Origin of the sequence: Stenotrophomonas sp. 1337 (assembly GCF_031455455.1) — a bacterium.
GTDB classification, from domain to species: domain Bacteria; phylum Pseudomonadota; class Gammaproteobacteria; order Xanthomonadales; family Xanthomonadaceae; genus Stenotrophomonas; species Stenotrophomonas indicatrix.
Genome location: NZ_JAVDSR010000001.1, coordinates 77,640 through 101,408 on the forward strand (window position 1 = coordinate 77,640; position 23,769 = coordinate 101,408).

Here is a 23,769-nt window from a genome sequence, read left to right on the forward strand (position 1 = left end):
ACGCATTCAGCGTGCCTGCCCGCCGCGGCGCGCGCAGCGGCGGCCTACGCCCATGGTCCCATTTGCAGCATGCAGGGCCGCCGCCTATCGTCGGAATGACGTCACCCCGGAGATGCGCATGGCCCGCGACACTGCAGCACGCCCCACCTACGAACAGGCACTGGCCGATTTCAGCATCGAGCGCGGACAGCGACGGTTGCACGGTGACCTGCAGACCGGCATCAACGCCTGCGTGGAGTGCTGCGACCGCCACTGCGGCCGCAATGCGCTGGCGCTGCGCTGGGTGGACGCCCACGGTGCCCTGCATCGGTACACCTTCGAGGACCTGCGCGATGCCTCTGCGCGTGTTGCCCAGGTGCTGGCCGCGCAGGGCATCGGCAAGGGCGATGTGGTGGCCGGCCTGCTGCCGCGTACACCGGACCTGCTGGCGACGATCCTCGGCACCTGGCGGGTGGGTGCGATCTACCAGCCGCTGTTCACTGCGTTCGGCCCCAAGGCCATCGAAACACGGTTGAAAACCGGGCGCACCGCATTGGTGGTGACCGACAGCGCAAACCGCAGCAAGCTGGACGAGGTCAATGGCTGCCCGCCGGTCGCCACCCTCCTGGCACCGGAGCAGACACTACGTGCCGGCGACATCGACTGGACCGCACGCACGGCCGATGCCACACCTGATTTCGCGCCGGTGATGCTGCGCGGCGATGCGCTGATGGCACTGCTGTCCACCTCCGGCACCACTGGCAGCCCCAAGGGCGTGCCGGTGCCGCTGCGCGCATTGCTGGCCTTTGCCAGTTACATGCAGTTGGCCGTGGACCTGCGCCCAGAGGACGTGTTCTGGAACATCGCCGATCCCGGCTGGGCCTATGGCCTGTATTACGCCGTGATCGGCCCGCTGCTGCAGGGCCAGGCCACCACCTTCAGCGAAGCCGGTTTCAGCGTGCAGGGGCTGAACGACATCGTCGCGCGGCTGGGTGTCACCAATCTTGCCGGCTCGCCCACAGCGTACCGGCAGATCATCGCCGCCGGGCCCGAGGCCAGTGCGGCCATCAACGGCAAGCTGCGGGTGGTGAGCAGCGCCGGCGAACCGCTGAACCCGGAGATCGCCCGTTGGTTCGCCGCCCATCTGGGCACCACGGTGCTCGACCACTACGGCCAGACCGAGACCGGCATGGTGGTCAACAACCACCACGCACTGGACCACGCCGTGCGGCCGGGATCATCGGGCTTTGCGATGCCCGGTTACCGCGTGGCGGTACTGGACGATGCCGGCAACGAACTGCCGCCGCGCACGCCCGGCATCCTCGCCGTGGACCTGCAGCAGTCGCCGATCATGTGGTTCACCGGCTACTACGGTGCCGACACACCGGCGCTGGGCGATCGCTACTACCTCACCGGTGATTCGGTGGAATGCGAGGACGACGGCTCGATCAGTTTCATCGGCCGCTCGGACGACCTGATCACCTCGTCGGGCTATCGCATCGGTCCATTCGATGTGGAGAGCGTGCTGATGGAACACCCTGCGGTGGCGGAAACGGCGGTGATCGGCGTACCCGATCCAGAGCGCACCGAAATCGTCAAAGCGTTCGTGATCCTGCGCGCTGGGTTCAGCGGCAGCGACACGCTGGCCCAGGAACTGCAGCAGCATGTGCGACGCCGGCTGTCCGCCCATGCGTACCCTCGCCAGGTGGCGTTCGTGGCGGAACTACCGAAGACGCCCAGCGGCAAGCTGCAGCGCTTCCTGCTGCGCAAGGCCGAGATCGAAAAACTGGCGCCGGCTGGCTGAGGGTCTCCGGGGTCAGAGCCCGTCCTTCGAAAGGGATCTGACCCCGGGGTCGGATCCTCTCCAGCGGAGAGGCTCTGGCCCCACATGACCCCGTGCTTGCGCTACGGCATCACCGGCGGCACGTAGGCCAGGGTCATGCCCAGCAGCCACAGCAACCCCAGCACCAGCGGGATGTGCACCAGCAGCTGGATGAACGTGAAGCCGACGATGTCGCGGGCCTTCAGGCCGAGCACGCCCAGCAGTGGCAGCATCCAGAACGGATTGATCAGGTTCGGCAGCGCTTCGGCCGCGTTGTAGACCTGCACCGCCCAGCCCAGGTGCGCCTTCAGCTCGTTCGCGGCCTGCATCACGTACGGCGCTTCGATGATCCACTTGCCGCCACCGGACGGTACGAAGAAGCCCAGCACCGCCGAGTACACGCCCATCACCAACGCAAACGTATCGGTGCTGGCCACGTGCACGAACAGGCTCGACAGCCGGTGCGCCAGCGTCTGACCGTCGCCACCGGCAGCGTGGGTGAGGATCATCGCGATGCCGCCGTACAGCGGGAACTGGATCAGCACACCGGTGGTGCTCGGTACCGCCTTGGCCACCGCGTTGAGGAAGCTGCGCGGGCGCCAGTGCAGCAGCAGGCCCAGCGAGATGAACATGAAGTTGTAGGTGTTGAGGTTGGCGATCGCGCTGACCAATGGCTTGTTGGCGAACTCGTTGAACAGCCAGCCGAAGGCCAGCAGCGAAAGCAGCACGGTCAACAACGGGCTGTACTCCAGCCATTCGCCCGGGCGGGTGCGGCGCTGCAGCGGCTCCGGTTCGGCCTGCGCCGCGCCGGGGAAATCTTCGGCGGTACGCGCACTGCCGGCGGCCGGCGCGGTCAGCCAGGCGATCAGCAGCGAAACCACGATCAACACCGAGGTCAACGCGATCGACTGCCACAGGAAGATGGTTTCGGTGAACGGCAGCACGCCGGTGATCTCCACCAACCCCGGCGGCATGCTGGCCGGGTTGGCCTGCAGCTGTGCCGCCGACGAACTCAGGCCCATCGCCCACACCGCGCCCAGGCCCAGGTAGGCCGAGGCACCGGCAGCCCGATAGTCCATGCGCAGCGCGGTGCGGCGGGCCAGCGCGCGCACCAGCAGGCCGCCGAACACCAGCGAGAAGCCCCAGCTGAGCAGCGAGGCCAGCATGCTGACCAGGCCGACGTACACCACGGCACCACGACCGGTGCGTGGCACCCGGGCCAGGTAGTCGATGAAGCGCGCGACCACCGGTGCGGTGGCTACCGCATAACCACCGATGACCACGAAGGCCATCTGCATGGTGAAGGGAATCAGGCTCCAGAAGCCGTCGCCGAAGGCGCTGGCGGTAGCCTGCGGGGTGGCGCCGAAGCCCATCGCCGCCAGCGCGACGATGACCACCCCGAGCACCGCGAATACATACGCATCGGGGAACCACTTTTCCGCCCAGGCGGCCGAGCGCAGCGCGGCGCGCGCCATCCAGCCGTCCTGTACTGCTGCCGTCGAGGCCATTGCCTACCCTCCCAGGTTCGATGGCCTGATTCTGGGCGGTGGGGTGCGGGCTGTCAGCCACCTATTGGTCGTAGGTGGCCGCCCGCCGGGCATGGCCCGGCGCTACCAGTTCGGCCGAGGATTCTGATCCGTGCACATGGGCGCCGGGTAGCGCCGGGCCATGCCCGGCGGTCTTCTCAACGCAGCGCCAGATCCACGGCGATACCGGCAAACAGCGCGGCACCCACCCAGTTGTTGTGCAGGAAGGCCTTGAAGCACGGCCCACGCTCGCGGTTGCGGCAGATCCAGAACTCGTACACCACCAGCAGCGTGGCCACCGCTACGCCGGCCAGGTAGTACCCACCCAGCCCGCCGCGCACGCCCACCAGCGCCATCGTGGCCAGGAACAGCGCGTACAGCACGCCCTGGATGACCAGGTCCAGATCGCCGAACAGGATCGCAGTGGAGTGCGAACCCATCTTCAGGTCGTCTTCGCGGTCGACCATGGCGTACCAGGTGTCGTAGGCGGTGGACCACAGGATGTTGCCGGCATACAGCAGCCAACCCAGCATCGGCACCTCGCCCTGCACGGCGGCGAAGGCCATCGGGATGCCCCAGCCGAACGACATGCCCAGGTAGACCTGCGGCAGATGGGTGTAGCGCTTCAGGTAGGGATAGCTGGCCGCGAGGAACACGCCGATGAAGCTGAGGGCGATGGTCAGGCCGTTCAGGGTCAGCACCAAGCCGAAAGCCACCAGCATCAGCACCGCGAACAGCGCCAGCGCCGCCCGGCCGCTGATCGCACCGGTGGCCAGCGGCCGCGCTTTGGTGCGTTCCACATGCGGGTCGAGCCAGCGGTCGGCGTAGTCGTTGATGACGCAACCGGCCGAACGGGTCAGCCAGACGCCGGCGGTGAACACGAACAGGGTCCACAGCGGCGGCAGGCCGCCCGCAGCCAGCCACAATGCCCACCAGGTGGGCCACAGCAGCAGCAGCGTGCCGATCGGGCGATCGGCGCGCATCAGACTCCAGTAATGACGCCAGCGCGGCGTCGGCGCCGGATGCGGCGCGGAAAGGGGGGTATCAGCCATGACACTAGGATACTCCTGTGCCTTCGGACCGACTTTGCCGGCGGGGGGAGATTTGTGCGGCGAAACTGGATAGAATGCCCATCCCGCACCGCCTCATTGCGTTGCGATGCCCGCCCCGGCCCTGGCCGACGGCGCGGCGGTTCCACCACGCGCTCGTAGCTCAGCCGGATAGAGTAGTGGCTTCCGAAGCCATTGGTCGGGGGTTCGAATCCCTCCGGGCGCGCCATCTTTCTCTGCTCGTACCCGTCACTCCAGGCCTCTCGCTTGCGCTTCCACGTCAACGCGGCTCAGGAGCGAACGGCATCGAGCGATGTGCGCAACCTTGAAGATCGCGCACGAGGATGGAAAGCTCCTGCCCTTTCTGCACGGCACCGGGCAGGAAGGCGCCCTTGCCGTCGTACAGGAAGGTTTCAATCTCACCACGTGCAACCACCAGGTCCGCCGCCGGCGGCTTGAGCTCTTCCAGAACAACACTGAAGGGACGCCAGGCCAGACCGTGTTCGTCGCGGATATCGGTCGATACCGCGTGTGCATGCGCCTGCCGATCCACGCTGGCCAGTGGCAGCCGTAGTGCCTGCGATCCCTCCGTAGTGATCTGGAACCTGCCAAGGACCACGGCATCCACGGTTTCACTGCCGACGTAGGTGATCGTGGCCTCGGGACACTGCACGGCATCGGCCGGGTGCGATGCACACGCGGCCAGGCTTGCGGTCAGGAGGAGAATGATCGGTCGGATCATGGGCTGGCACCTGGCACATCGCTACCCTGCCCAGAGTTTGCAGCGGCGCGCGTAGTGGTGGCGCCCGGCCTGCGCGCATAGCTGTAATCGGGATCGCGCCAGGCGCGCACGATCGGACTTCGTGCGTGCCTGATCACGCCGGGGAACCAAGACAACACCAACACCACGGCCCAGATCGCAGCCAGCCAGAACCATCGGCCCGAGGCATACGCCGAGATCATGGGCAATGCAGCCAGCAGTACGACGATCCGCGTATAAAGCAGGTAGAGCGTATGCAGTCCCAAACGGGGATCCGAGCGCAGCACCACGCCACATCCCCTGCATGCCGTCTTCGCCTGCCGTCTCGATGCGGAAAGCAGCGGGAATCGCTGCCCGGCAGCGCCGCAAAGTGGACAGGTGAAGGTCAGCAGGCGCATCAGGCAGCTCCTCTCTGTCGATTGACATCAACTGTCCGGCACGAAGCCGAGCCTAACATGGGCTTGGCAGGGGGGCGCCACATACAGCAACGCCGGGCAATACCCGGCGTCTCCGTCACAGCGTGGAAGGGTGTAGACCTCAGTACTTTCCGTCAAACGCAAAAATCGGCTTGCGCTTCTGCCACAGGCCCGCAGTGAAATCCGGGAACTCCAGCGTCTGGAAACTGTTGGCGATCGACTGCTCGCTCAACGGGGTAATCGCACTCCACGTCACTGCGTCGTAGATGTCGATCGGCATCGGCGCCTTGGCCTTCAGCGCTTCCACGAACGCATGGATCACGAACCAGTCCATGCCGCCATGGCCGGCGCTGGCAGCGGTATCGGCATTCTGCTTCCACAGCGGATGTTCGTACTGGTCCTGGTACTTCTTGAACTCTTCCCACTGGTGCGGCGGGCTGCGGCCTTCGATGTGGATCGAATGGTTCACGTCCATCCACAGGCCCTTGGTGCCCTGCACGCGGAAGCCCATCGAATACGGTCGCGGCAGCGAGGTGTCGTGCTGCAGCAGGATGGTCTCGCCGTTCTCGCAGGCCAGCGTGGTGGTGACGATGTCGCCGAGCTTGAACTTCACCTTGGTGCTCGGATGGGTGGTACCACCACTCTTGGCTACGGTGTATTCGTGCAGGCCACGCGCCTTGGTGGCGAATGCGTTGATGTGGGTGAAACGGTTGCCGCGGTTGATGCCGGTATACATCGCGCACGGGCCGATGCCGTGGCTGGGGTAGAGCTCACCATTGCGCTCCACCGAGTGTTCGGTGCGCCAGCGTGCTTCGCTCCAGCCCTTGGGGCCGAATTCCACGCCACTGTCGTAGGGCTGGTTCGGGTCGCCGGAGTTGAACTTCACCCCGCGCAGGTCGTGCTGGTAACCGGCCTGCAGGTGCACCAGTTCGCCGAACAGACCCTGCCGCACCATCTGCAGGGCCGCCATCACGTCACGGCGGTAACAGACGTTTTCCAGCAGCATGTACGGGGTGCCGGTGCTCAGCTGGGTCTTCAGCACATCCCAGTGATCCTGCAGGGTGATGCCGGCCACCACTTCGCAGCCCACGGCCACGCCGGCCTGCATCGCGGCAATCGCCATCGGTGCGTGGTACTCCCACGGCGTGGCGATGATCACGCCATCGATGCCCTTCTGCTCCAGCAGGCGCTTCCAGGCGTTGATGTCGCGGTCCTGGCCGTAGGTCTTCGGCGCGGGCTTGCCCGCCTTGCTGACCATGTCCACGGCGCGGCCGAGCATGATCGGCTCGATATCGCACAGGGCAACGACCTCCACGTCGTCGCGGCGCACCAGTTCCTTCAGCAGCACCAGGCCACGCATGCCGGTACCGATCACGGCCAGGCGTACCTTGCGGCCACGTGCCCATGCCGGGGTCTGCGGCAGCAGGCTGCTGGCGGCGACAGCGGCGCTGGCCGCGATGAATTCCCTACGCTTCATGGCAAACACTCTCCTCTTGAAGGCGCGCCAGCCTGGGCCGGCGCGCCGGGTCACGCAAACGGAATTACTTGAACCGGTAGCCGATGGTCACACTGTAACCACGACCGAAGATGGTGGCGTAGTCACTGGAGTCACCCAGGAAGCTGTTGGGATCGTAGAACGGCAGGCGGTTGAACAGGTTCTTGACGGTGAAGCTCAGGTTCCACGCGTCATCCGGGCGCCAGGTGACGCTCATGTTGGCGGTCCACCACGACGGTGCACCATCGCACTTGCTCTTTTCCAGGGCCAGGTAACCGCCGGTGCAGGTTTCCTTGTTGTTGCTTTCTTCGTCGATCTGGTCGGTGGCCCACTTGGTGCCGCCCACGTAGTTGACGAACATGCTGGTGGTGACCTGCTTGTAGGTCCAGTCGGCATTGAGCGTCGCACGCAGGCGCGGGTTGTTGTAATAGCCCACCACGTCGCCGTAGTACCAGCCGTTCTGTTCATCCATGTAGAAGCGGTTGCGGTTGGCGATGGTGGCGGCCAGGCCGATGTTCAGCCCGCCCCACTCACCCAGCGAGAAGCGGCTGCGCGCATCGATGTCGAAGCCATCGATCAGGGTCTTGCCGCGGTTCTTGTACTGGCCCACCACGCTGGCCACGTTGCCGGCCGAGTAGCCCGGCAGCGTTCCCGGGCAGCTCACACCGCTTGCCGGGTCGGCGCACATCGCCGCCAGCTGCGCCAGGTTGGCGCGGTCGCTGTCGGTGATCGGCGAGCGCGACGAGGAGATGATGTCTTCAGCGCGGCGGTAGTCCGGAGCAACGATTTCGTTGTCGCGGTAGATGAACCAATAGTCGGCCGACACCGACAGCCAGCTGGCCGGCTCGTAGACGAAGCCCAGCGTGGCGATCTTCGCCTTCTCCGGCTTCAGGTCCTGGTTCGGTTGTGTCATGCGCGCCACGGTGCGGCTGCAGTCTACGTTGAGCAGGCTCTTGCCCAGGTCGACATCACCGCCGCGCTGCGATTTCAGCAGCAGGTTGGCGATGGCGTTGGTCTCGGCGCAGCGCAGTTCATCACGGTAGCCGCCCAGCTGCGCGTACACGCCGCCGTTGCCGGACTCGGCCAGGCTGGGTGCGCGGAAGCCGGTGGAATAGGTACCGCGCAGCATCAGCTGGTCGAACGCCTGGTACTTGAAGCCGATCTTCGGCGCGACGTTGGCGCTGAAGTTCGGGTACTTGTCCACGCGCACGGCCGCGTCCAGCTCCAGCTTCTCGGTAATCGGCGCCACCGTTTCAGCAAACAGCGCATAGGTGTTGCGCGCGCCGTCGAACCACGAGCCACCCTGCTGGGTGATCAGGCCGGCGGCCGCGTCGGCGTTGCCGGGGGTGTAGAAGGTTTCACGGCTGGCGTTGAAACCGAACGCGGCGCGCATGTCACCGGCCGGCAGCTGGAACAGCGGGCCTTCGATCTTGCCGTCCAGGGTATGCAGGCGCGTCCACGACTGGATGTCGAAGGTCGGGAAGGCGCCGCGGATCAGTGCGGCGTTGGCCTCGCTGATCTCACCGAACTTGTACGCCGGATGATCGGAGATGATCACACGGCCCGTGCCCGGGTCGATGCTGTAAGGACCGAAGGCCTTCTCGAAGCCCTTCACGTTGACGTTGATCGTCTGGTAGGTGGTCGAGTGCGTGCCGGCGGTGGCGAACGCGGTTTCCCAGTTCCAGTCACCGACGTTGCCACGCGCGCCGGTCAGCACGCGGTAGCTCTTGTCGGTGTTGCGCTGGCCGAAGTAGTTGGCGCCGGCATCCTGCAGCAGGTACTGCAGGCCGACCACGCCACCCATCATGGCCTTCAGCTCGGGGCTGGCGTGGTTGTACTCGTTGTTCGGGCCCAGGAACGGATACAGGAACTGGTTGACGTTGTTTCCGGTATCGCGCGAGAACCAGCTGGTCGGGTTGCCGGTGGTGGTGCCGTAGCTGCGCGGGGTACCGCCGTTGGCACGCAGGTCGATATCGGTATAGGTGGCCTCGGCGAAGATCTCGGTGCTGTCGCCCACCAGGAAGGTGCCGTTGAGGTAGGCGGTGTTGCGCTCGGATTTGGCGCCCGCGTCGATCTCGTTGTTCATCCAGGTTTCCCAGACGCAACGCGGGCCGGCCGCTTCACTGGTCAGCACGTTCTTGCAGCCCGGCGCGGCTTCCTGCACGCGGCGGCCGGTCACCGGATCGAACGCGAAATAGCTGCCCGGGTTGAACTCGCCCGGCTTGCTGCCCACGCCCAGGCGCAGGTTGTTCAGGTAGTTGGGGTTGTTGACGTAGTACTGGTCCGGGCGCTTGTCATAGAAGTCGGCCAGCGGAATCGCGTCGCGGCGGTACATGTTCACCGCGCCGTAGATGTTGAAGCGGTTCTCGGTGAGGTCACCGAAGCCGGCGGTGATGCTGGCCTGGCGCTCGCCGTAGGAATCGATGCGCGAGGAGGTGTCGTTGGTGAAGCTGATCTCCGCGCCCTGGAAGTTGCGCTTGGTGATCACGTTGATCACGCCGGCCACCGCGTCGGTGCCGTACACGGCCGAGGCGCCGTCGGTCAGCACTTCCATGCGTTCGATGGCGGCGGCGGGAATCGCATCGATGTTGACGAACTGGGTCTGGAAGCCCGCCGGCGCACCGTAGTACGACAGGCGACGGCCATTCAACAGCACCAGCGTGCCCTGTGCGCCGAGGCCGCGCAGGTTGGCCTGCGAAGCGCCGTCGGAGCCGGTGAACAGCGAGCGCGAATCCTGCTGCGCTGGCCGGGCGGCCGGCAGGTTGTCGAGCACCTGCAGCAGCGTGCGCGCACCCATGTTCTGGATGTCCTGCTTGCTGATCACCTGCACCGGCGAGGCGGTTTCAACGTCGGTGCGGCGGATGTTGGAACCGGTGACCTCGATGCGGGCCAGGTCGGTGGCCTTGTCCTTGCTCTCCTGGGCGAAGGCAGGAACGGCGACCGACAGCAGCACGCCGGCGATGGCCAGCGACAGCGGTGCGATCGAACGACAGGGGGGGCGGTGGCGGGCGGGCAACATCGGGGTTCTCTCCTGGCAGGGGTGCGGCGCGAATGGTGGATCGGCGGGCAAAACGCTCCCGGGCCACGGCTCCCACCGTCGTGGTGAAGCCGTAGTCGGAATGGGCGGGGGAGGAGCGGTGTTACGTGGCGGTCATGGGGCGACGATGCTGGCGGAGTCGCCCTCCTGGCCGATCAGCACGGCGTTGGCCCAGTTGGCACAGACCTGGGCGGGTTGGCTGCCCTGCGCACCCAGCGTGCGCAGGCTCAGGGTGGAAAGGCCACGGATGTCCAGCTCCGGCTTGACCACGCCGGGTGCCTTCACCAGGCCGCTGTCATACAGCAGGCGGTTGTCGCCCCAGACCTGGAACTGCAGGCCACCGGCCGTGCGGCAGGCGTCGTCAATGCCGAGGTCGGCACGCAGCAGGCGCCATCCCCCCTGCAGGCGCAGGTCGATGCGGCTGTTGGCGGACACGCCCAGGCCGCGGCGGAACTGCAGGCCGTTCATGCGCATGCCGGCGTCGCCGGTGAACGCCTTGTCGGCGTGCACCTGGCTGGCCAGCGCGGCCGGCACCGGCAGCTCGGAGAGATAGCGCTGCCGGGCCGGTCGCTCCGGTTCCTGGTGTTCGAGGATGTGGAAGGTGGACAGCGCAATCGGGCCGACGTCGCGCGGTTGCAGCGCGTCGAAGGCACGCGCACTGCCCTGTGCAGCGGTCACCATCGGATCGGTGCTGGAGGCACCGTCACCTTCGGGGTTCTGCACGCTCAACACGCGGAAGCGCAGCAGGCGGCCGGCGTGGGCCGGGAAGTCGATGCGCTGCGTGCCTTCCTTCAGCTGCAGGTGGCCGCGGGCAATCGGTTCACCCCACTCGCCGTTGCTGTCGCCCAGGTACACCTCGTAGTCGCGCACCTGGCCGTGCTTCCAGTTCTTGTCGTTGCGCGGCGCGATGTCGATGCCATCGATCATCTTCCGTTCGCCGAAACCGATCACCCACTCATGGGCACCGGTGCGCACGGCCTGGTTGCGCACGCTGCGGAACCAGGTGGCCGGATCATCATCGAAGGCATTTTCCAGCGCATGGCCGGGTTCTTCGGCCGGGCGGTTGGCCACCAGCAGGCTGTCGGCCGGCAGTTCGCGGCCCAGCACCGGTGCAGCCGGATAGGCATCGTCGGCGGCCGCTGCGGCGACGGCGAAGTCCAGCTGCAGCTGCAGCGGCTGGCGGATGTCCTGCGCCGCGGTGCGTACATGCAGGGTGCCGCGACGCTCCTTGGCATCGAAGTACCAACCCTCGCTGGCGCTGTTGAATGCGGTCGCGTCGGCCAGCGCCGGCAGCGCGCGGCCAGCGGCCTGCACCGCACGCGGCGCCTGCCGGCTGAGCACGCGCAGGCCATAGCGGCGCTGTGCCAGCTGGCCGTTGTACTGGCCCTGTACCGCATCGATCTGCACCTGTACCGGGCCACTGCCCTGTGCCGGCGCCTGCACACTGATCCGCTGCGTGCTCGATTCGCCCTGCTGGTAGCGGCGGGTGTTGCCGTCATCTTCGTACAGCGTGTACTGCGAATCACCCTGCGGGTACAGGTCGAAGGTCACTTCATCGAGCGGTTTCTCGCCGTCGAACAGCATCGACGGGTACATCGGCAGGATCGCACCGGCACGCACGAACACCGGCAGCGTGGCCAGGTCCACCTGGCGGTCCAGCTGGCGGCCATCGGCGGCGGCCTGCACGCGGCGGCCATCCCAGTAGTCGATCCAGCCGCCGGCGGGCAGGTGGATGTCGCGGCGCCAACCACGGCTGGCGGCCTGGCTGCGGTACACCGGTGCAACCAGCAGGTCGCGGCCGAGCAGGAACTGGTACTTGTAGGTTTCATCCTGCGCGTGCGGATCGCGCGGGTTGTCCCACATCAGGCCACGCACCGGCGGTGCACCGGTCTGCGCAGCCTCATGCACCAGCCCATACATGTACGGGGTCAGGCGCATCTTCAACTTCAGGTAATCGCGGTTGATGCTGCGGTAGGGCTCGTCGTACCACCACGGGTGCTTGCGCGCATTCGACGACCAGCCGCTCATGCCCATCAGCACCGGGGTGAACGCCTTCCACTGCAGGTCGCGGGTGAAGGTCTCGGCGCTGCCGCCGAAGATCGCGTCCACATCGCCGCTGGCGTAGGCCATGCCGGACAGGCCCGAACCCACCAGGGTCGGCACATGCCAGCGGATGTAGTCCCAGCTGCTGCTCTGGTCGCCGGTCCAGGCCACGGCATAGCGCTGGATGCCGGCCCAGCCCATCACCGTCCACAGGAACGGGCGCGAATCGGAATTGTCGAGGATGCCGTTGAACGCCTGGCGGTTGGCATCCATCGCGAACTGGTAGCCCTTGCCGGTCCAGGCCACGTCCAGCTTCTGCACGCGGCTGCCGGCCTTGCCCACTTCCCAGGCGATCTTGTCGACGCCGTTTTCGGTCCACAGGCCGGTGCGGAAACCGTACCCGGCCAAGCCCTTCACCGTCTCCGGCAACTGCTTGTAGCCGCAGCCATAGCCATCGTTGGGCAGGATCCAGCCGCCGGGCATGTCATTGGCGCGGTACTGCTTGGCCACGCTGTCGATCACATCGGGGGTGGTGCCGGTCGGGCCGTCGCTCCAGCCCTCGGGCACGGTGCCGGGCTTCTTGCTGTTGTCGCCGTCGTTGTAGCAATCGGCATCGCCGTAGGACAGCGCCCAGCGCGCGACCATGTTCGGGCGGCCGGTCAGCTGGGTGTAGCGCTCGATCAGCTTCGGCAGGTCGGCGCCAACGAAGTAGTACGCATCGAAGCGGTCTTCGCGATGCAGCAGGGTGGCCTGGTCGCTCTGCCGCAGGTCGTAGCTGCCATCGCTCCACGTATTGCGCAGCATGCCCCAGCCACGGCTGCTCAGCAGCATCGGTGCCGGGCTCGGGCGATCCCCCTCTTCCCAGCCGCCGGAGTACGAGACGTCCAGTTCGCGGCCCTTGAACTGGTAGCGGCCGTTCTGCTGGCCACCGCCGTAATAGCCTTCATCGGCCTGCGAGGACAGCACCTGCACGCTCTGCGCGGCATCCAGGTCCAGCGGCTGCAGTTCCTGCCACAGCGCGGTGGGCTGGCCGTTGTCCAGGCGCTCCAGGCGCAGGCGCAACGGCTGCCGCTGCACATGCAGCACGAGTGCAGCGGTACGCACGCGGATCTCCTGCGCGTCTTCTTCCAGCTGTGCCTGCACGTTGGCCTTGGGCTGTGGCAGCACGATCGGCGCGGCCTTGTCGCCGGCACCGGTCAGCTTGCCGTTGCGGCCGGCCTGTACGCGGATGATGTCGGTGGCCGGCAGTTCAATACGGATGCGCGTGCCGTTGTCGGTCTGCAGGTCCCAGCCATTTACACCGTCGGTGCTGGCACTGGCGCTGACCGAGCGCAGGTTGCCGACCGGTGCGGCCTGGGCCGACAGGGACGCCGACAGCAGTGCCGGCAACAGGGCCAGCAGCAGTGGCGAACGACGAACGCAGATTTCCACACGGACTCCCAACCCGTTCACCGGGCGTTTCGAAAGCGGTTGGGCCGACTCTAGGGCAGCGATTCGAAAGATGTCAACAAATTGAAAGGAAAAAGGAAGATATATTTACATGAAACGAAAGTTGTTGCGGCGCAATACTTTGTGTAATCGCTTGCAGGTGCCTGTTAAGCATTGTGCGATACGGCATCCGGCGGTTTCTTTCGTTTCCAGAGTGATGCCACGCGAGGAAAGTCATTACCGCGATATCTTTCTTTTTACTTTCGGTATTTGACATTTCGAAAGAAAACGCAGATGGTGCGCTGGCCCAACTGGAACCTCCGAATGGACGTCACCCTGCTTTCCGATGTGTCCGCCTGGCAGCGCCGCGGCGGAGCCGATACCGCTACCGAAATCGCCCAGCAGCCGGCGCTGTGGGAAGCCCTTGCACAGGATCTGTCGCGTGCCCGCGACCGCCTGCAGGCCTTCCTCGGCGACAGCCTCAACGACCCGAACCAGCGCGTGCTGTTCACCGGCGCCGGCAGTTCCGGCTTCATCGCTGAAATGGTGGCCGATGCCATCAACGCGCAGTGGCCGGCCGAGGTGCGCGTGGTGCATACCACCAGCCTGCTCACCCATCCTGCGCTGTACCTGCAGCGCGATCGTCCGACCCTGCTGGTGTCGTTCGGCCGCAGCGGCTCCAGCCCCGAAAGCGTTGCCGCCGTCGACCGCGTGCGCAGTGACGTGGACGATGCGCGCTTCCTGGACATCACCTGCAATGCCGAGGGCGAACTGGCCCGCCGTGGCGCCGGCCGTGCCGACACCTGCACCCTGCTGATGCCGTCGGCCAGCTGCGACCGTGCATTCGCCATGACCAGCAGCCTGACCTGCATGCTGCTGGCGGCATTGACCGTGTTCGACCGTTCGCCGTGGGATGCGCGCATCGCACGCCTGCAGCAGATTGCCGGTCTGGCCCGCGAAGGCCAGGCGCAATGGGATGCAGCTGTGGCCGCGCTGGCGCAGCGCCCGTTCAACCGGGTCATCTACCTTGGCAGCGGCCCGCTGGAAGCCCTGGCGCGCGAGGCTGCGCTGAAGGTGCTGGAGCTCACCGCCGGCCGCGTGCTGGCGCTGGCCAACACCCCGCTCGGCTTCCGCCATGGACCGAAGTCCACGCTGGACGGCAGCACCCTGGTGGTCGTGCTGCGCAGCGTGCAGCCGCTGGCGCGCCGCTATGAGCAGGACCTGCTGGAAGAGCTGCGACGCGATGGCGTGGCCGGCCAGGTACTGTCGATCGGCCCGCATTCGGATATCGGCGCCGACGATGACTACACCCTCACCGTGCCTGCCCTGGATGACCCGTGGCTGGCCCCAGTGTGGCTGGGCTTTGCGCAGCTGTACGCGCTGCAGCGTTCGGCCGCACTTGGCCTGACCCCCGACAATCCGTTCCCGGACGGCACCGTCAACCGCGTGGTCAAGGGTGTCACCATCCACCATGGCTGAGCTGATCGCCAACGCCTGCTACGGCATCGACATCGGCGGCACCAAGATCGAGCTGGTGGTGTGCGATGCGGCGATGCAGGTCACCTGGCGCCGCCGCGTGGCTACCCCGCAGGGCGACTACGACGGCTTCCTGCAGGCGGTGGTGACATTGGTTGCTGAAGCCGATGCTGCGCTGGGTCGCAGCGATGCGGCCATCGGCATCGCCCTGCCCGGCGTGCGTGATCGTCGCAACGGCCGCCAGCTCAGCGCCAATGTGCCTGCGCTGACCGGTCAATGCGTGGCGGCTGATCTGCAGGCACGCCTGCAGCGCCCGCTGCATTTCGGCAACGACCTGCAGTGTTTTGCGCTCTCTGAAGCGCACGGTGGCGCCGCCGATGGCTACCCCAGCATGTTCGGCGCCATCCTCGGCACCGGTGCCGGTGGCGGCTTCTGCCTGCAGGGGCGCCTGCTGTCCGGCTTCAACGGCCTGGCCGGCGAATGGGGCCACTGGAGCGTGCCGGGTCACCTGCTGCAGCGCCATGGCCTGCCGCTCATCGATTGCGCCTGTGGCCTGCAAGGCTGCGTGGAGCGCTACGTATCCGGGAGTGGCCTGGCGATGATCGAGCGCCACCTCGGTGGCAGCGCTGCCGATGCCAGCGTGGTGGTCGCCCTGGCCGAGGCCGGCGATGCGCGTGCACGGCAGGCACTGGACATCCATCGCGACCTGCTCGGCCACAGCCTGGCCGCCCTGGTGCTGGCGCTGGACCCGCACGTGATCGTGCTCGGTGGCGGCCTGTCCCAGTACGCACCGCTGTACCAGCAGTTGCCGGCAGCCATCGCCGCGCATCTGTTCAACGGCGTGCAGGTGCCGCCCATCGTGCCGCCGCGCTTCGGCGATGCCGGTGGTGCACGCGGTGCCGCCCTGCTGGCCTGCCAACCCTCGTTTTCCTGATGTCCGGAGCTTGACCATGTCCCCGTTGCAGACCCTGCTTGCCTCCCACCGCGCCGGCCACAACGTCGGCCTGTACAGCGTCTGCTGCAGCAACGAACAGGTGCTGCGCGCGGCCATGCACGTGGCGTTGGCGCACGATACCGTGCTGCTGATCGAAGCCACCTCCAACCAGGTCGATCAGTTCGGCGGCTACACCGGCATGACCCCGCCGCAGTACCGCGACTACGTCGGCACCCTGGCCGATGAGGAAGGCTTCCCGCGCGAGCGCTTGATCCTCGGCGGTGACCACCTTGGCCCGAACGCGTGGCAGAAGCGCCCGGCCGCCGAAGCGATGACCCATGCGCGCGTGCTGATCGAGGCCTACGTCGCCGCGGGTTTCCACAAGATCCACCTGGACTGCAGCATGTCCTGCGCCGATGACCCGGTGCCGCTGCCCGATGCCATCGTTGCTGCACGTTCGGCCGAGTTGGCCGAGATCGCCGAGCGCACCGCCGCCGAGCACGGCCTGCCGCCGCCGGTCTATGTCATCGGTACCGAAGTGCCGATTCCCGGTGGCGAAGCCTCGCTGGCCGGTGGCCTGCAGGTGACCACCCCGGCCGCCGCTGCGCAGACCCTGGCCATCCACCGGCAGGCCTTCGATACCCCGCTGCTGCGCGATGCATGGCAGCGTGTGCTGGCCATGGTGGTGCAGCCGGGCGTGGACTTCGACCACAGCAGCGTGCACGAGTACGATGCGGCCGCCGCCAGCGAGCTGGCCGACTTCCTCGAACAGCAGCCGCGCATCGTGTTCGAAGCGCATTCGACCGACTACCAGCGCGAAAGCGGCCTGCATGCCCTGGTGCGCGACCATTTCGCCATCCTCAAGGTCGGCCCCGCGGCCACCTTCGCCTACCGCGAAGCGTTGTTCGCACTCGCTGCCATCGAAGCCGAGCTGCTGCCGGCCGCGCAGTGCTCGCGCCTGCCGCAGGTGCTGGACGAGGTGATGGTGGCGCAGCCGAAGTCCTGGCAGTCCTATTACCAGGGCGACGAAGCGACCCTGCGCCTGCTGCGCAGCTATTCCTTCAGTGACCGCTGCCGCTACTACTGGGGCGAGCCGGCGCTGGTGCAGGCCGTGCAGACCCTGTTCGCCAACCTGGAACAGCACGCGCCGCCGCTGGTGCTGCTCAGCCAGTACCTGCCGGAGCAGTACCGCGCCGTGCGCGAGGGCACCCTGGCCAATACGCCTACCGCCCTGGTGCAGCATCGCATCGGCCTGTGCCTGGGCGAATACGCCCGCGCCTGCAGCGCCAACCAGGCTGGAACCCGCAAGCACAACGCAAGTCCGGCTGCCGCCGATCTTGCGAACGGCTAATCTCTACCTTTCCCTGCGAAACTGAGAATGGCCATGCGCAACACCCGCTCCCGTCGGCAACAGATCCTGCAGCTGCTGATCGAGCACGGCTCGGTGCAGGTGGCCGATCTGGTCGAGCGCTTCGGCGTGTCGGCGGTGACCATCCGTGCCGACCTGACCCACTTCGAATCGCAGGGGCTGGCCACGCGTACCCACGGCGGTGCCACCCTGGTGCGTACACCGCCGCAGGAACAGGACATCCACGAAAAGGATGCGCTGAACCTGCCGCTGAAGGATTCCATCGGTACGGCGGCCGCGCGCCTGGTGCAGGCCGGTGACAACATCATCATCGACTCCGGCTCCACCACGATGACCCTGGCCCGCCACCTGCGCGAACACCGCGATGTGACGGTGATGACCAACGGCCTGAACATCGCCTGGGAACTGGCCAACGCCGCCGGCATCACCGTGCTGCTGACCGGCGGACTGCTGCGCCAGCAATCGCTGTCGCTGCAGGGCAGCCAGGCTGAAGCCAGCCTCAACTCCTACAGCTTCGACACGCTGTTCCTGGGCGTGGATGGCCTGGACCTGCAGTTCGGCCTGACCACCCACGACGAAGCCGAAGCCCGCCTCAACCACCGCATGGTCGAACGCGCGCGGCGCATCGTGGTGCTCACTGACGCCTCCAAATTCGGACGCGTCAGCCTGCACCGCATCGCCCGCCTCGATCAGATCCACGCCATCATCACCGACGCCGGCATCGACGACGCGACCCGCGAGGGGCTGCAGCGGCTGGGCATCGAAGTGATCATCGCCGAGCCCCCCGCATGACCGACACCCGCTCCCTGCACGGCCGCATCCTCACCCCGTTGGGCTGGCGTCGCGGCCAGGTCCAGTTCGATTCACACGTGCGCCAGCTGCAGGTAGAGGACCACAGCGGCGGCGATGACCCGCAGCTGCCGGTGATCCTGCCCGGCTTCATCGACCTGCACGTGCATGGCGCAGCCGGCGTCGACCTGATGCAGGGCGGCGATGTGGCCCGCACCATCGCCCGCACCCATGCGCGCTTTGGTACCACCACGCTGCTGGCGACCACCATGACCGCTGGCCTGGACGAGATCGAATACGCGCTGCAGGGCGTTGCGGCAACGATGGCAGCGCCCGATGCCGATGCCGCCTGCATCGCCGGTGTGCACCTGGAAGGCCCCTTCATCAGCCCGCAGCGGCTGGGCGCACAACCCAATCGTACGATCGAGGCGACGATGGCGCTGGTGCGGCAGCTGCACGCGCTGGCACCGATCCGGGTGATGACGCTGGCGCCGGAGATCGGCGAGCACACCGCACTGATCCCCGCGCTGTCCGCACTCGGCATCCGCGTGCAGCTCGGCCACAGTGCCGGCACCTACGAGGAAGGCGTGGCCGCATTGCAGGCCGGCGCTTCCGGTTTCACCCATCTGTTCAACGGCATGACCGGCGTCGACCACTACCGGCCGGGCATCGCCGCCGCTGCCCTGGCGCATGCGCAGTACGCCGAGATCATTCCCGACCTGCAGCACATCCATCCCGGCGTGATCCGTCTGGCCGCACGCGCGATTCCGCGCCTGTATGCGGTAACCGACGCGACGGCCGCCACCGGCATGCCCGATGGCGAGTACGCACTGGGCGAGCAGCGCGTGCACAAGTGCGGCGGCTGCGTGCGCCTGGCCACCGGCTCGCTGGCCGGCAGCGCGCTGACCATGGACCAGGCGCTGCGCAACCTGGTGCAGGTGGGTCTGGATCTGGCTGACGCATCGCAGCGCGTGTCCACCTTCCCGGCCGATTACCTGGGCTTGAGCGATCGCGGCCGCATTGCGCCCGACGCCCGCGCCGACCTGGTGGTGCTGGATGCGGAACTGCGCCTGCAGCAGGTCGTGGTGGGCGGTCGATTGATCGATCTGGACTGACACACGCCATGCGGCCCGGATGCCGCACTCAAGGCGCGCAAGCGCATTGCATCAGCCACGCACCATCCCGTCAGTCCAGGAACGAGCCGATGACCGCAGCCACTGCACCTGCCGTACCCGCTTCCACCGCCCCGCGCTGGCCCGTACGTTACCTGCTCTTCATCGGCGGCCTCGGTGGCCTGCTGTACGGCATCGACATCGGCATCATCGCTGGCGCCCTGCCCTATCTTGAAGCCACCGCCAGCCACGCCTGGCAGCTCAGCAGCCAGCAGCTCGGTTTCGTCGTCGCCGCGGTGCTGCTGGGCAGCGTGCTGTCCTCGCTGTTCGCCGGCATGATCGCCGACCTCATCGGCCGCCGTGGCGCGATGCTGCTGGCCGGCGTGCTGTTCACTGCCAGCATCCCGATCATGGCGCTGGCGTCGGGTTACACCCCGCTGCTGCTGGGGCGCCTGCTGCAGGGTGTCAGCGGCGGCCTGATCGGCGTGGTCATTCCCCTGTACCTGGCCGAAGTGCTCAGCCCGGAACGACGCGGCCGCGGCGCGGCGATGTTCCAGCTGCTGCTGACCGTCGGCCTGGTGCTGGCCGCGTTGATCGGCCTGTACCACGCCCATGCCGTGGACGCCGCCGCAGAGTCGGTGCGCTCGCTGCCGGTCGCGCAGCAGGCGCAGGAGCTGTTCACGGTGAAGGACCACGCCTGGCGCACCATCTTCTGGACCTGCCTGGCACCGGGCCTGCTGTTCTGCGCCGGCATCTTCTGGCTGTCCGAATCACCGCGCTGGCTGGTGCGTCGTGGCCGCATCGATGATGCGCGCCGCAGCCTGCAGCGCGTGCTGCCCGCTGCCGACGTCGAGCCCACCCTGGCGCAGATCCAGGCTCCGGAATCGAGCAGCAGCAGCGGCAAGCGTGACCCGCTGCTCAGCCGCCGCTACGTGGTGCCGTTCGTGTTGGCCTGCGTGGTGCTGGCCTGCACCCAGGCCACCGGCATCAACTCGGTGCTGGCCTATGCGGTCAACATCCTCAACCAGGCAGGCCTGTCCGGCTCGGTGGCCAACGGCGCCGACGTGGCGATCAAACTGCTCAACGCAGTGATGACCGTCGCCGCGCTGCTGCTGGTCGACCGCAAGGGTCGCAAGTTCCTGCTGATGCTGGGCAGCGGTGGCATCTGCGTGGCCCTGCTGGCCGCAGCAACGCTGTTCTTCCAAGCCGAACGGGGCCGCGCCGACGTGCAGCCGCACCTGCAGGCCGCAGTGAGTGGCGATGGCCTGCAACTGGTACTGGATGACGCGCAGTGGCAGCGGTTTGCCGGTGGCATCGACCGCGAAGGCCGGCCGCTGCAGCTGACCGTGTCCTACGCCTATGGCGACTTCACCAACGTGCGCGCGCTGCGCAGCGACAACCTGACCGACCGCGAGCTGCGCATCGAGCGCGCCGGCACCGTGCAGTCGGACAGCGTCATCGGCGCGTTCTTCCGCACGTTGCACCTCAATCCGTTCGCCGACCCGGCCAGTGCCGCGCAGGCACCGCTGCGCATCGAGCAAGCCCGTATCGGCCCGATTCCGCCGCCCGCGCATGGCTGGGCCGTCGCTGCCTGCATCCTGGTATTCGTGGCGTTCTTCGCAGTTGGCCCAGGCGTGTGCGTGTGGCTGGCGCTGTCCGAGCTGATGCCCAACCGCATCCGCTCCAACGGCATGAGCATCGCGCTGCTGATCAACCAGTTCGTGTCCACCACCATTGCCGCCATCTTCCTGCCGACGGTGGGGCACTACGGCTACGCCAGCATGTTCCTGTTCTGGGCGGGCTGCACGTTCGTGTTCTTCCTGGTGGCCGCATTCTGGCTGCCGGAAACCAAGGGGCGCTCGCTGGAAGAGATCGAAGCCGGGTTTGCAGGAAAGCAGCGCTGATTCAGCGCTGCTGTGGCGGCGCAGGGCCGCCGTGCACGATGTAGCGCGCCATGTCGTGCACTTCGGCCACGCTCATGTTGGTACCGGCCACCTGCATGGACTCGCCAAAAGGGCCCGCTATGGTGGCCACGGACAGCACGTGGTCATCGACGGTAAGCGCCACCTGCTTGCCCACCAGGGCCTCGGTCGCGTGCAGCAACCGGCCGGCGGACTCCTTGCGGAACGTCAGTTCCAGTACGGGCTGGTGCGCGGCGTCCAACGCCGCTCGCACGTCGACGATATCGGCACTGGTGAGCATCGGCGGCGCTTTCACGGCGATGCTGCGCCCTTGCCACTGCAGGGTAGCGCGGCCATCGGGATCGACCTCACGCATCTGCACCTGCACCCCCTCCCGCGGCGGATGCCGGGTCTCCGCCGGAAGCACCCGGTTGCAGCCCGCCAGCAGCAACACCGCGAGGCCGCCGCCGAGCAGCGCCCATCTGTTCCAGGCCCGCATCAGCGCAGCTTCCTCAGCTTGAACGCCACCAGCACCTGCAGCACGCCGTACAGCAGGCTGCCGATGCCGATCCACAACGTGGTTACCGCTACGCCGGCATACGGATTGGCCGCGAACAGCAGGCCCAGCACGATGGCCAGCACACCGCTGAGAATCAGCAACCACTCACCCTGGATCTGCCTGCGCACGCGGATGGCGAAGACGATGCGATAGATGCCTGCCACCAGCAGCCATGCCGCCAGGAACAGCACCAGCACGCTGGCGGTGGCCAGTGGATTGATCACCGCCAGGATGCCGAAGCCCAGCGAGGCGACCACGTACAGCAGCAGCCAGCCACGCGAGGCGCCACTACCACCGGTAATCAACGCCAACAGGCTGATGACGCCTTCCACGATCGCCATCACACCCAGCGTCCACGCCAGCGCGATGGCCGCTGACATCGGCCAGCCGATCGCGATGATGCCGAAGCCCAGCGCGACCAGACCGTACAGCAGCAGGATCCACCAGCTGCGTCCAACGGCCGACAACAAGGGAGACAGAGGGGAATTCATGACCACTCCTTCGATCCGGGTTCGTGGACATCCTAGACCTACGGAATGAAAGGTGCGATCACGGCACCCGCGCACAGACCCATGCCCGCACATCTTCAGCCCCCACCAGCCGCAGCGTCTCGGCGACTTCCAGCACGGTGCTGCCGGTGGTCATCACGTCATCGACGATGGTCAGCCGCGCGGGGACGGCACCGCGCACATCGAAAGCGTCGAACAGGTTGTCGCGGCGCTGCTCGGCGCTGCGTTCGGACTGCGGCGCGGTATGACGGCGACGGTACAGCCCGCGCCACCTCGGCGTCCGCAGCAGCCGACACAGCTCGGCTGCCTGATCATAGCCGCGCTGGCGCAGGCGTTTGGGATGCAGCGGCACCGGTACCAGCGGTGGGCACGACCATGGCGGCGGGTTGCGCAGCATCAACTGCGCAAGCAGGCGTCCGGCAGCCAGGTCCTGGTGGAATTTGTAGCGGACCAGCAGTTGATCGATCGGCGGCACGTACAACAGGCTGGCGTGGGTAGCGGTCTGCGGCGGTGGCTCGTCACGGCAGGTGCCGCAGATGGGCAGGGCTTCGTCCGGTAGCGGCAGCGCGCAGCGAAGGCAGGCGCGACCCGCCCACGGTAGATCGGCGAGACAGGCGACGCAGAGGTCGAGGGTGTCATGGCCGCGCTCGCTGCAGACCAGGCAGCGCAGGGGCAGCAACAGGCGAAAGGCCGCCTGTAATGGTTCACCAAGGGCAGAAGGCAGTGGGAAGCGCATGCCGCAGCATCGCCCTGCAAGCGCAGGCTGCCCATCGGTGAAGGGGCTGCCTGCATGTCAGTACAGGGAGCGTTGGCCGATGGGGGCTGCACCTTGCCAGGCCGTAGACCTGCATCGCACCTGCTACCGCGCGCTTCCATCCACGTACGGCCGGAACTGCAGAACCACTACTGGCCGATCCTGCGCCAGCTATCATCGGGATGGGCGCGGTTGCCCTGGATGGACCTCTACTGCATGGACGGACTGACGCTGGTCAAAGCAACTGCGCAGGACGCAGATGTGGTCTTCAGATTGATGCAGCTGTACTACTTCGAAGCCTCTGCCTGGAGTGGTGAGGAGATCCTTGCCGATGGTCTCTACGACTGCACACTTGCCGATGTCCGGGCCCGCCTGCAGGAAGAGCCGGAGTGGACCCGTCTGCTCTGGCTCGATGTCCAGCTGTGTGGATTCGTCCAGGTGGATGAAGTCGACTTCCAGGGGCGGCGCCTGCCAGAGTTGGCCGATCTGTTCATCCTTCCAAGGCATCGGGGCAAAGGCATCGCGTCCGCAGTGGTCGCAGAGCTTGTGCGGCCAACGGCGGGAGAATGGCTGCTGGCCACATTCCGCAAGGATCATGTGGCGCACGCATTCTGGGAACGGAATCTTGCAAGGATGGGCATGGCGTGCAGCATCCCAGCCGAGTCAGAAGGAACAGACTTCCGCTTGTTCCTGATCAGGGCGATATGACGATGGGGAGCCCCCCAGCTCCCCGGTCAGCACTCGCCCGCGCCAGGATGGCCAATAGGACGGTGCAACCACGCAAGGGCTTGCCCTGCTCCTGGCGGCGGCA

General features: G+C 66.8%; 18 protein-coding genes and 1 tRNA gene. 9 read left to right on the forward strand and 10 right to left on the reverse strand.

Annotation, left to right across the window (positions count from 1 at the left end; all coding sequences use genetic code 11):
• Window positions 1–118 precede the first annotated feature (118 nt).
• Window positions 119–1,783 (forward strand): AMP-binding protein, encoded by a 1,665-nt coding sequence (locus J2X70_RS00395; RefSeq protein WP_309908333.1) that lies wholly within the window; start codon window positions 119–121, stop codon window positions 1,781–1,783.
• 101 nt (window positions 1,784–1,884) lie between these two features.
• Here the strand turns inward: J2X70_RS00395 and J2X70_RS00400 are convergent, their stop codons facing one another.
• Together J2X70_RS00400 and ubiA are read right to left on the reverse strand one after the other, a co-directional pair.
• On the reverse strand, window positions 1,885–3,309 hold the full coding sequence (locus tag J2X70_RS00400; protein ID WP_309908334.1) for a TIGR00366 family protein: 1,425 nt from the start codon (window positions 3,307–3,309) through the stop codon (window positions 1,885–1,887).
• A gap of 176 nt (window positions 3,310–3,485) precedes the next feature.
• A complete protein-coding gene (gene ubiA / locus J2X70_RS00405) occupies window positions 3,486–4,379 on the reverse strand; it encodes a 4-hydroxybenzoate octaprenyltransferase (protein WP_080149621.1) in 894 nt (297 codons plus the stop codon).
• Between the two features lie 149 nt (window positions 4,380–4,528).
• Here ubiA and J2X70_RS00410 point away from each other — a divergent pair.
• A tRNA-Arg gene (locus J2X70_RS00410) sits at window positions 4,529–4,605 on the forward strand.
• 51 nt (window positions 4,606–4,656) lie between these two features.
• Here J2X70_RS00410 and J2X70_RS00415 read toward each other — a convergent pair.
• The 5 genes from J2X70_RS00415 to J2X70_RS00435 all read right to left on the reverse strand — a co-directional run bounded on the left by J2X70_RS00415 (window position 4,657) and on the right by J2X70_RS00435 (window position 13,558).
• Window positions 4,657–5,118 carry an AfaD non-fimbrial adhesin gene (locus J2X70_RS00415; protein WP_025877459.1) on the reverse strand — a complete coding sequence of 154 codons (462 nt, stop codon included), beginning with the start codon at window positions 5,116–5,118 and terminating at the stop codon, window positions 4,657–4,659.
• Window positions 5,115–5,534 carry a hypothetical protein gene (locus J2X70_RS00420; RefSeq protein WP_309908335.1) on the reverse strand — a complete coding sequence of 140 codons (420 nt, stop codon included), beginning with the start codon at window positions 5,532–5,534 and terminating at the stop codon, window positions 5,115–5,117. The genes J2X70_RS00415 and J2X70_RS00420 overlap by 4 nt, the downstream gene beginning before the upstream one ends.
• A gap of 139 nt (window positions 5,535–5,673) precedes the next feature.
• Window positions 5,674–7,029, reverse strand: coding sequence for a Gfo/Idh/MocA family oxidoreductase (locus tag J2X70_RS00425; protein WP_301865753.1), 1,356 nt, complete (start codon window positions 7,027–7,029; stop codon window positions 5,674–5,676).
• A 64-nt stretch (window positions 7,030–7,093) separates the two neighbouring features.
• On the reverse strand, window positions 7,094–10,066 hold the full coding sequence (locus tag J2X70_RS00430) for a TonB-dependent receptor (RefSeq protein ID WP_309908336.1): 2,973 nt from the start codon (window positions 10,064–10,066) through the stop codon (window positions 7,094–7,096).
• Window positions 10,067–10,198: 132 nt separating this feature from the next.
• Window positions 10,199–13,558 carry a TIM-barrel domain-containing protein gene (locus J2X70_RS00435; RefSeq protein ID WP_059065491.1) on the reverse strand — a complete coding sequence of 1,120 codons (3,360 nt, stop codon included), beginning with the start codon at window positions 13,556–13,558 and terminating at the stop codon, window positions 10,199–10,201.
• A gap of 321 nt (window positions 13,559–13,879) precedes the next feature.
• On the opposite strand from J2X70_RS00435, the gene J2X70_RS00440 reads away from it, so the two are divergent.
• The 6 genes from J2X70_RS00440 (at window position 13,880) to J2X70_RS00465 (ending at window position 21,139) form a co-directional block, all read left to right on the forward strand.
• Window positions 13,880–15,034 (forward strand): SIS domain-containing protein, encoded by a 1,155-nt coding sequence (locus J2X70_RS00440; RefSeq protein ID WP_025877469.1) that lies wholly within the window; start codon window positions 13,880–13,882, stop codon window positions 15,032–15,034.
• On the forward strand, window positions 15,027–15,965 hold the full coding sequence (locus J2X70_RS00445) for an ROK family protein (protein ID WP_309908337.1): 939 nt from the start codon (window positions 15,027–15,029) through the stop codon (window positions 15,963–15,965). Before J2X70_RS00440 ends, J2X70_RS00445 begins: the two co-directional genes overlap by 8 nt.
• Before the next feature lie 16 nt (window positions 15,966–15,981).
• A complete protein-coding gene (locus tag J2X70_RS00450; protein WP_301909438.1) occupies window positions 15,982–17,316 on the forward strand; it encodes a D-tagatose-bisphosphate aldolase, class II, non-catalytic subunit in 1,335 nt (444 codons plus the stop codon).
• Window positions 17,317–17,349: 33 nt separating this feature from the next.
• Window positions 17,350–18,126 (forward strand): DeoR family transcriptional regulator, encoded by a 777-nt coding sequence (locus J2X70_RS00455; RefSeq protein ID WP_032976943.1) that lies wholly within the window; start codon window positions 17,350–17,352, stop codon window positions 18,124–18,126.
• The gene (locus J2X70_RS00460; protein WP_309908338.1) at window positions 18,123–19,238 is read left to right on the forward strand and encodes an amidohydrolase family protein; all 1,116 of its coding nucleotides are present in this window, start codon (window positions 18,123–18,125) and stop codon (window positions 19,236–19,238) included. The genes J2X70_RS00455 and J2X70_RS00460 overlap by 4 nt, the downstream gene beginning before the upstream one ends.
• An 89-nt stretch (window positions 19,239–19,327) precedes the next feature.
• Window positions 19,328–21,139 carry an MFS transporter gene (locus J2X70_RS00465; RefSeq protein ID WP_301865759.1) on the forward strand — a complete coding sequence of 604 codons (1,812 nt, stop codon included), beginning with the start codon at window positions 19,328–19,330 and terminating at the stop codon, window positions 21,137–21,139.
• Window position 21,140: 1 nt separating this feature from the next.
• Here J2X70_RS00465 and J2X70_RS00470 read toward each other — a convergent pair whose 3' ends face one another.
• Genes J2X70_RS00470 through J2X70_RS00480 form a run of 3 tightly spaced genes read right to left on the reverse strand, consistent with a single transcriptional unit; the run spans window position 21,141 to window position 22,940 of the window.
• Entirely contained in the window at window positions 21,141–21,635 is a 495-nt protein-coding gene (locus J2X70_RS00470) for a hypothetical protein (protein ID WP_025877482.1), read from the reverse strand.
• Window positions 21,635–22,186 (reverse strand): HdeD family acid-resistance protein, encoded by a 552-nt coding sequence (locus tag J2X70_RS00475; RefSeq protein WP_025877483.1) that lies wholly within the window; start codon window positions 22,184–22,186, stop codon window positions 21,635–21,637. Before J2X70_RS00475 ends, J2X70_RS00470 begins: the two co-directional genes overlap by 1 nt.
• A 58-nt stretch (window positions 22,187–22,244) precedes the next feature.
• The gene (locus J2X70_RS00480) at window positions 22,245–22,940 is read right to left on the reverse strand and encodes a ComF family protein (protein ID WP_309908339.1); all 696 of its coding nucleotides are present in this window, start codon (window positions 22,938–22,940) and stop codon (window positions 22,245–22,247) included.
• A gap of 234 nt (window positions 22,941–23,174) precedes the next feature.
• On the opposite strand from J2X70_RS00480, the gene J2X70_RS00485 reads away from it, so the two are divergent.
• Window positions 23,175–23,666, forward strand: a complete 492-nt coding sequence (locus tag J2X70_RS00485) for a GNAT family N-acetyltransferase (RefSeq protein WP_309908341.1) — start codon at window positions 23,175–23,177, stop codon at window positions 23,664–23,666.
• Window positions 23,667–23,769: the final 103 nt, after the last annotated feature.

What these genes read in the sequence shown, in the direction of transcription:
- J2X70_RS00395 (WP_309908333.1), top strand. Translation starts at nt 119, where the DNA reads ATGGCCCGCGACACTGCAGCACGCCCCACCTACGAACAGGCACTGGCC.
- J2X70_RS00400 (WP_309908334.1), bottom strand. Translation starts at nt 3,309, where the DNA reads ATGGCCTCGACGGCAGCAGTACAGGACGGCTGGATGGCGCGCGCCGCG.
- ubiA (WP_080149621.1), bottom strand. Translation starts at nt 4,379, where the DNA reads ATGGCTGATACCCCCCTTTCCGCGCCGCATCCGGCGCCGACGCCGCGC.
- J2X70_RS00415 (WP_025877459.1), bottom strand. Translation starts at nt 5,118, where the DNA reads ATGATCCGACCGATCATTCTCCTCCTGACCGCAAGCCTGGCCGCGTGT.
- J2X70_RS00420 (WP_309908335.1), bottom strand. Translation starts at nt 5,534, where the DNA reads ATGCGCCTGCTGACCTTCACCTGTCCACTTTGCGGCGCTGCCGGGCAG.
- J2X70_RS00425 (WP_301865753.1), bottom strand. Translation starts at nt 7,029, where the DNA reads ATGAAGCGTAGGGAATTCATCGCGGCCAGCGCCGCTGTCGCCGCCAGC.
- J2X70_RS00430 (WP_309908336.1), bottom strand. Translation starts at nt 10,066, where the DNA reads ATGTTGCCCGCCCGCCACCGCCCCCCCTGTCGTTCGATCGCACCGCTG.
- J2X70_RS00440 (WP_025877469.1), top strand. Translation starts at nt 13,880, where the DNA reads ATGGACGTCACCCTGCTTTCCGATGTGTCCGCCTGGCAGCGCCGCGGC.
- J2X70_RS00445 (WP_309908337.1), top strand. Translation starts at nt 15,027, where the DNA reads ATGGCTGAGCTGATCGCCAACGCCTGCTACGGCATCGACATCGGCGGC.
- J2X70_RS00450 (WP_301909438.1), top strand. Translation starts at nt 15,982, where the DNA reads ATGTCCCCGTTGCAGACCCTGCTTGCCTCCCACCGCGCCGGCCACAAC.
- J2X70_RS00455 (WP_032976943.1), top strand. Translation starts at nt 17,350, where the DNA reads ATGCGCAACACCCGCTCCCGTCGGCAACAGATCCTGCAGCTGCTGATC.
- J2X70_RS00460 (WP_309908338.1), top strand. Translation starts at nt 18,123, where the DNA reads ATGACCGACACCCGCTCCCTGCACGGCCGCATCCTCACCCCGTTGGGC.
- J2X70_RS00465 (WP_301865759.1), top strand. Translation starts at nt 19,328, where the DNA reads ATGACCGCAGCCACTGCACCTGCCGTACCCGCTTCCACCGCCCCGCGC.
- J2X70_RS00470 (WP_025877482.1), bottom strand. Translation starts at nt 21,635, where the DNA reads ATGCGGGCCTGGAACAGATGGGCGCTGCTCGGCGGCGGCCTCGCGGTG.
- J2X70_RS00475 (WP_025877483.1), bottom strand. Translation starts at nt 22,186, where the DNA reads ATGAATTCCCCTCTGTCTCCCTTGTTGTCGGCCGTTGGACGCAGCTGG.
- J2X70_RS00480 (WP_309908339.1), bottom strand. Translation starts at nt 22,940, where the DNA reads ATGCGCTTCCCACTGCCTTCTGCCCTTGGTGAACCATTACAGGCGGCC.
- J2X70_RS00485 (WP_309908341.1), top strand. Translation starts at nt 23,175, where the DNA reads ATGGACGGACTGACGCTGGTCAAAGCAACTGCGCAGGACGCAGATGTG.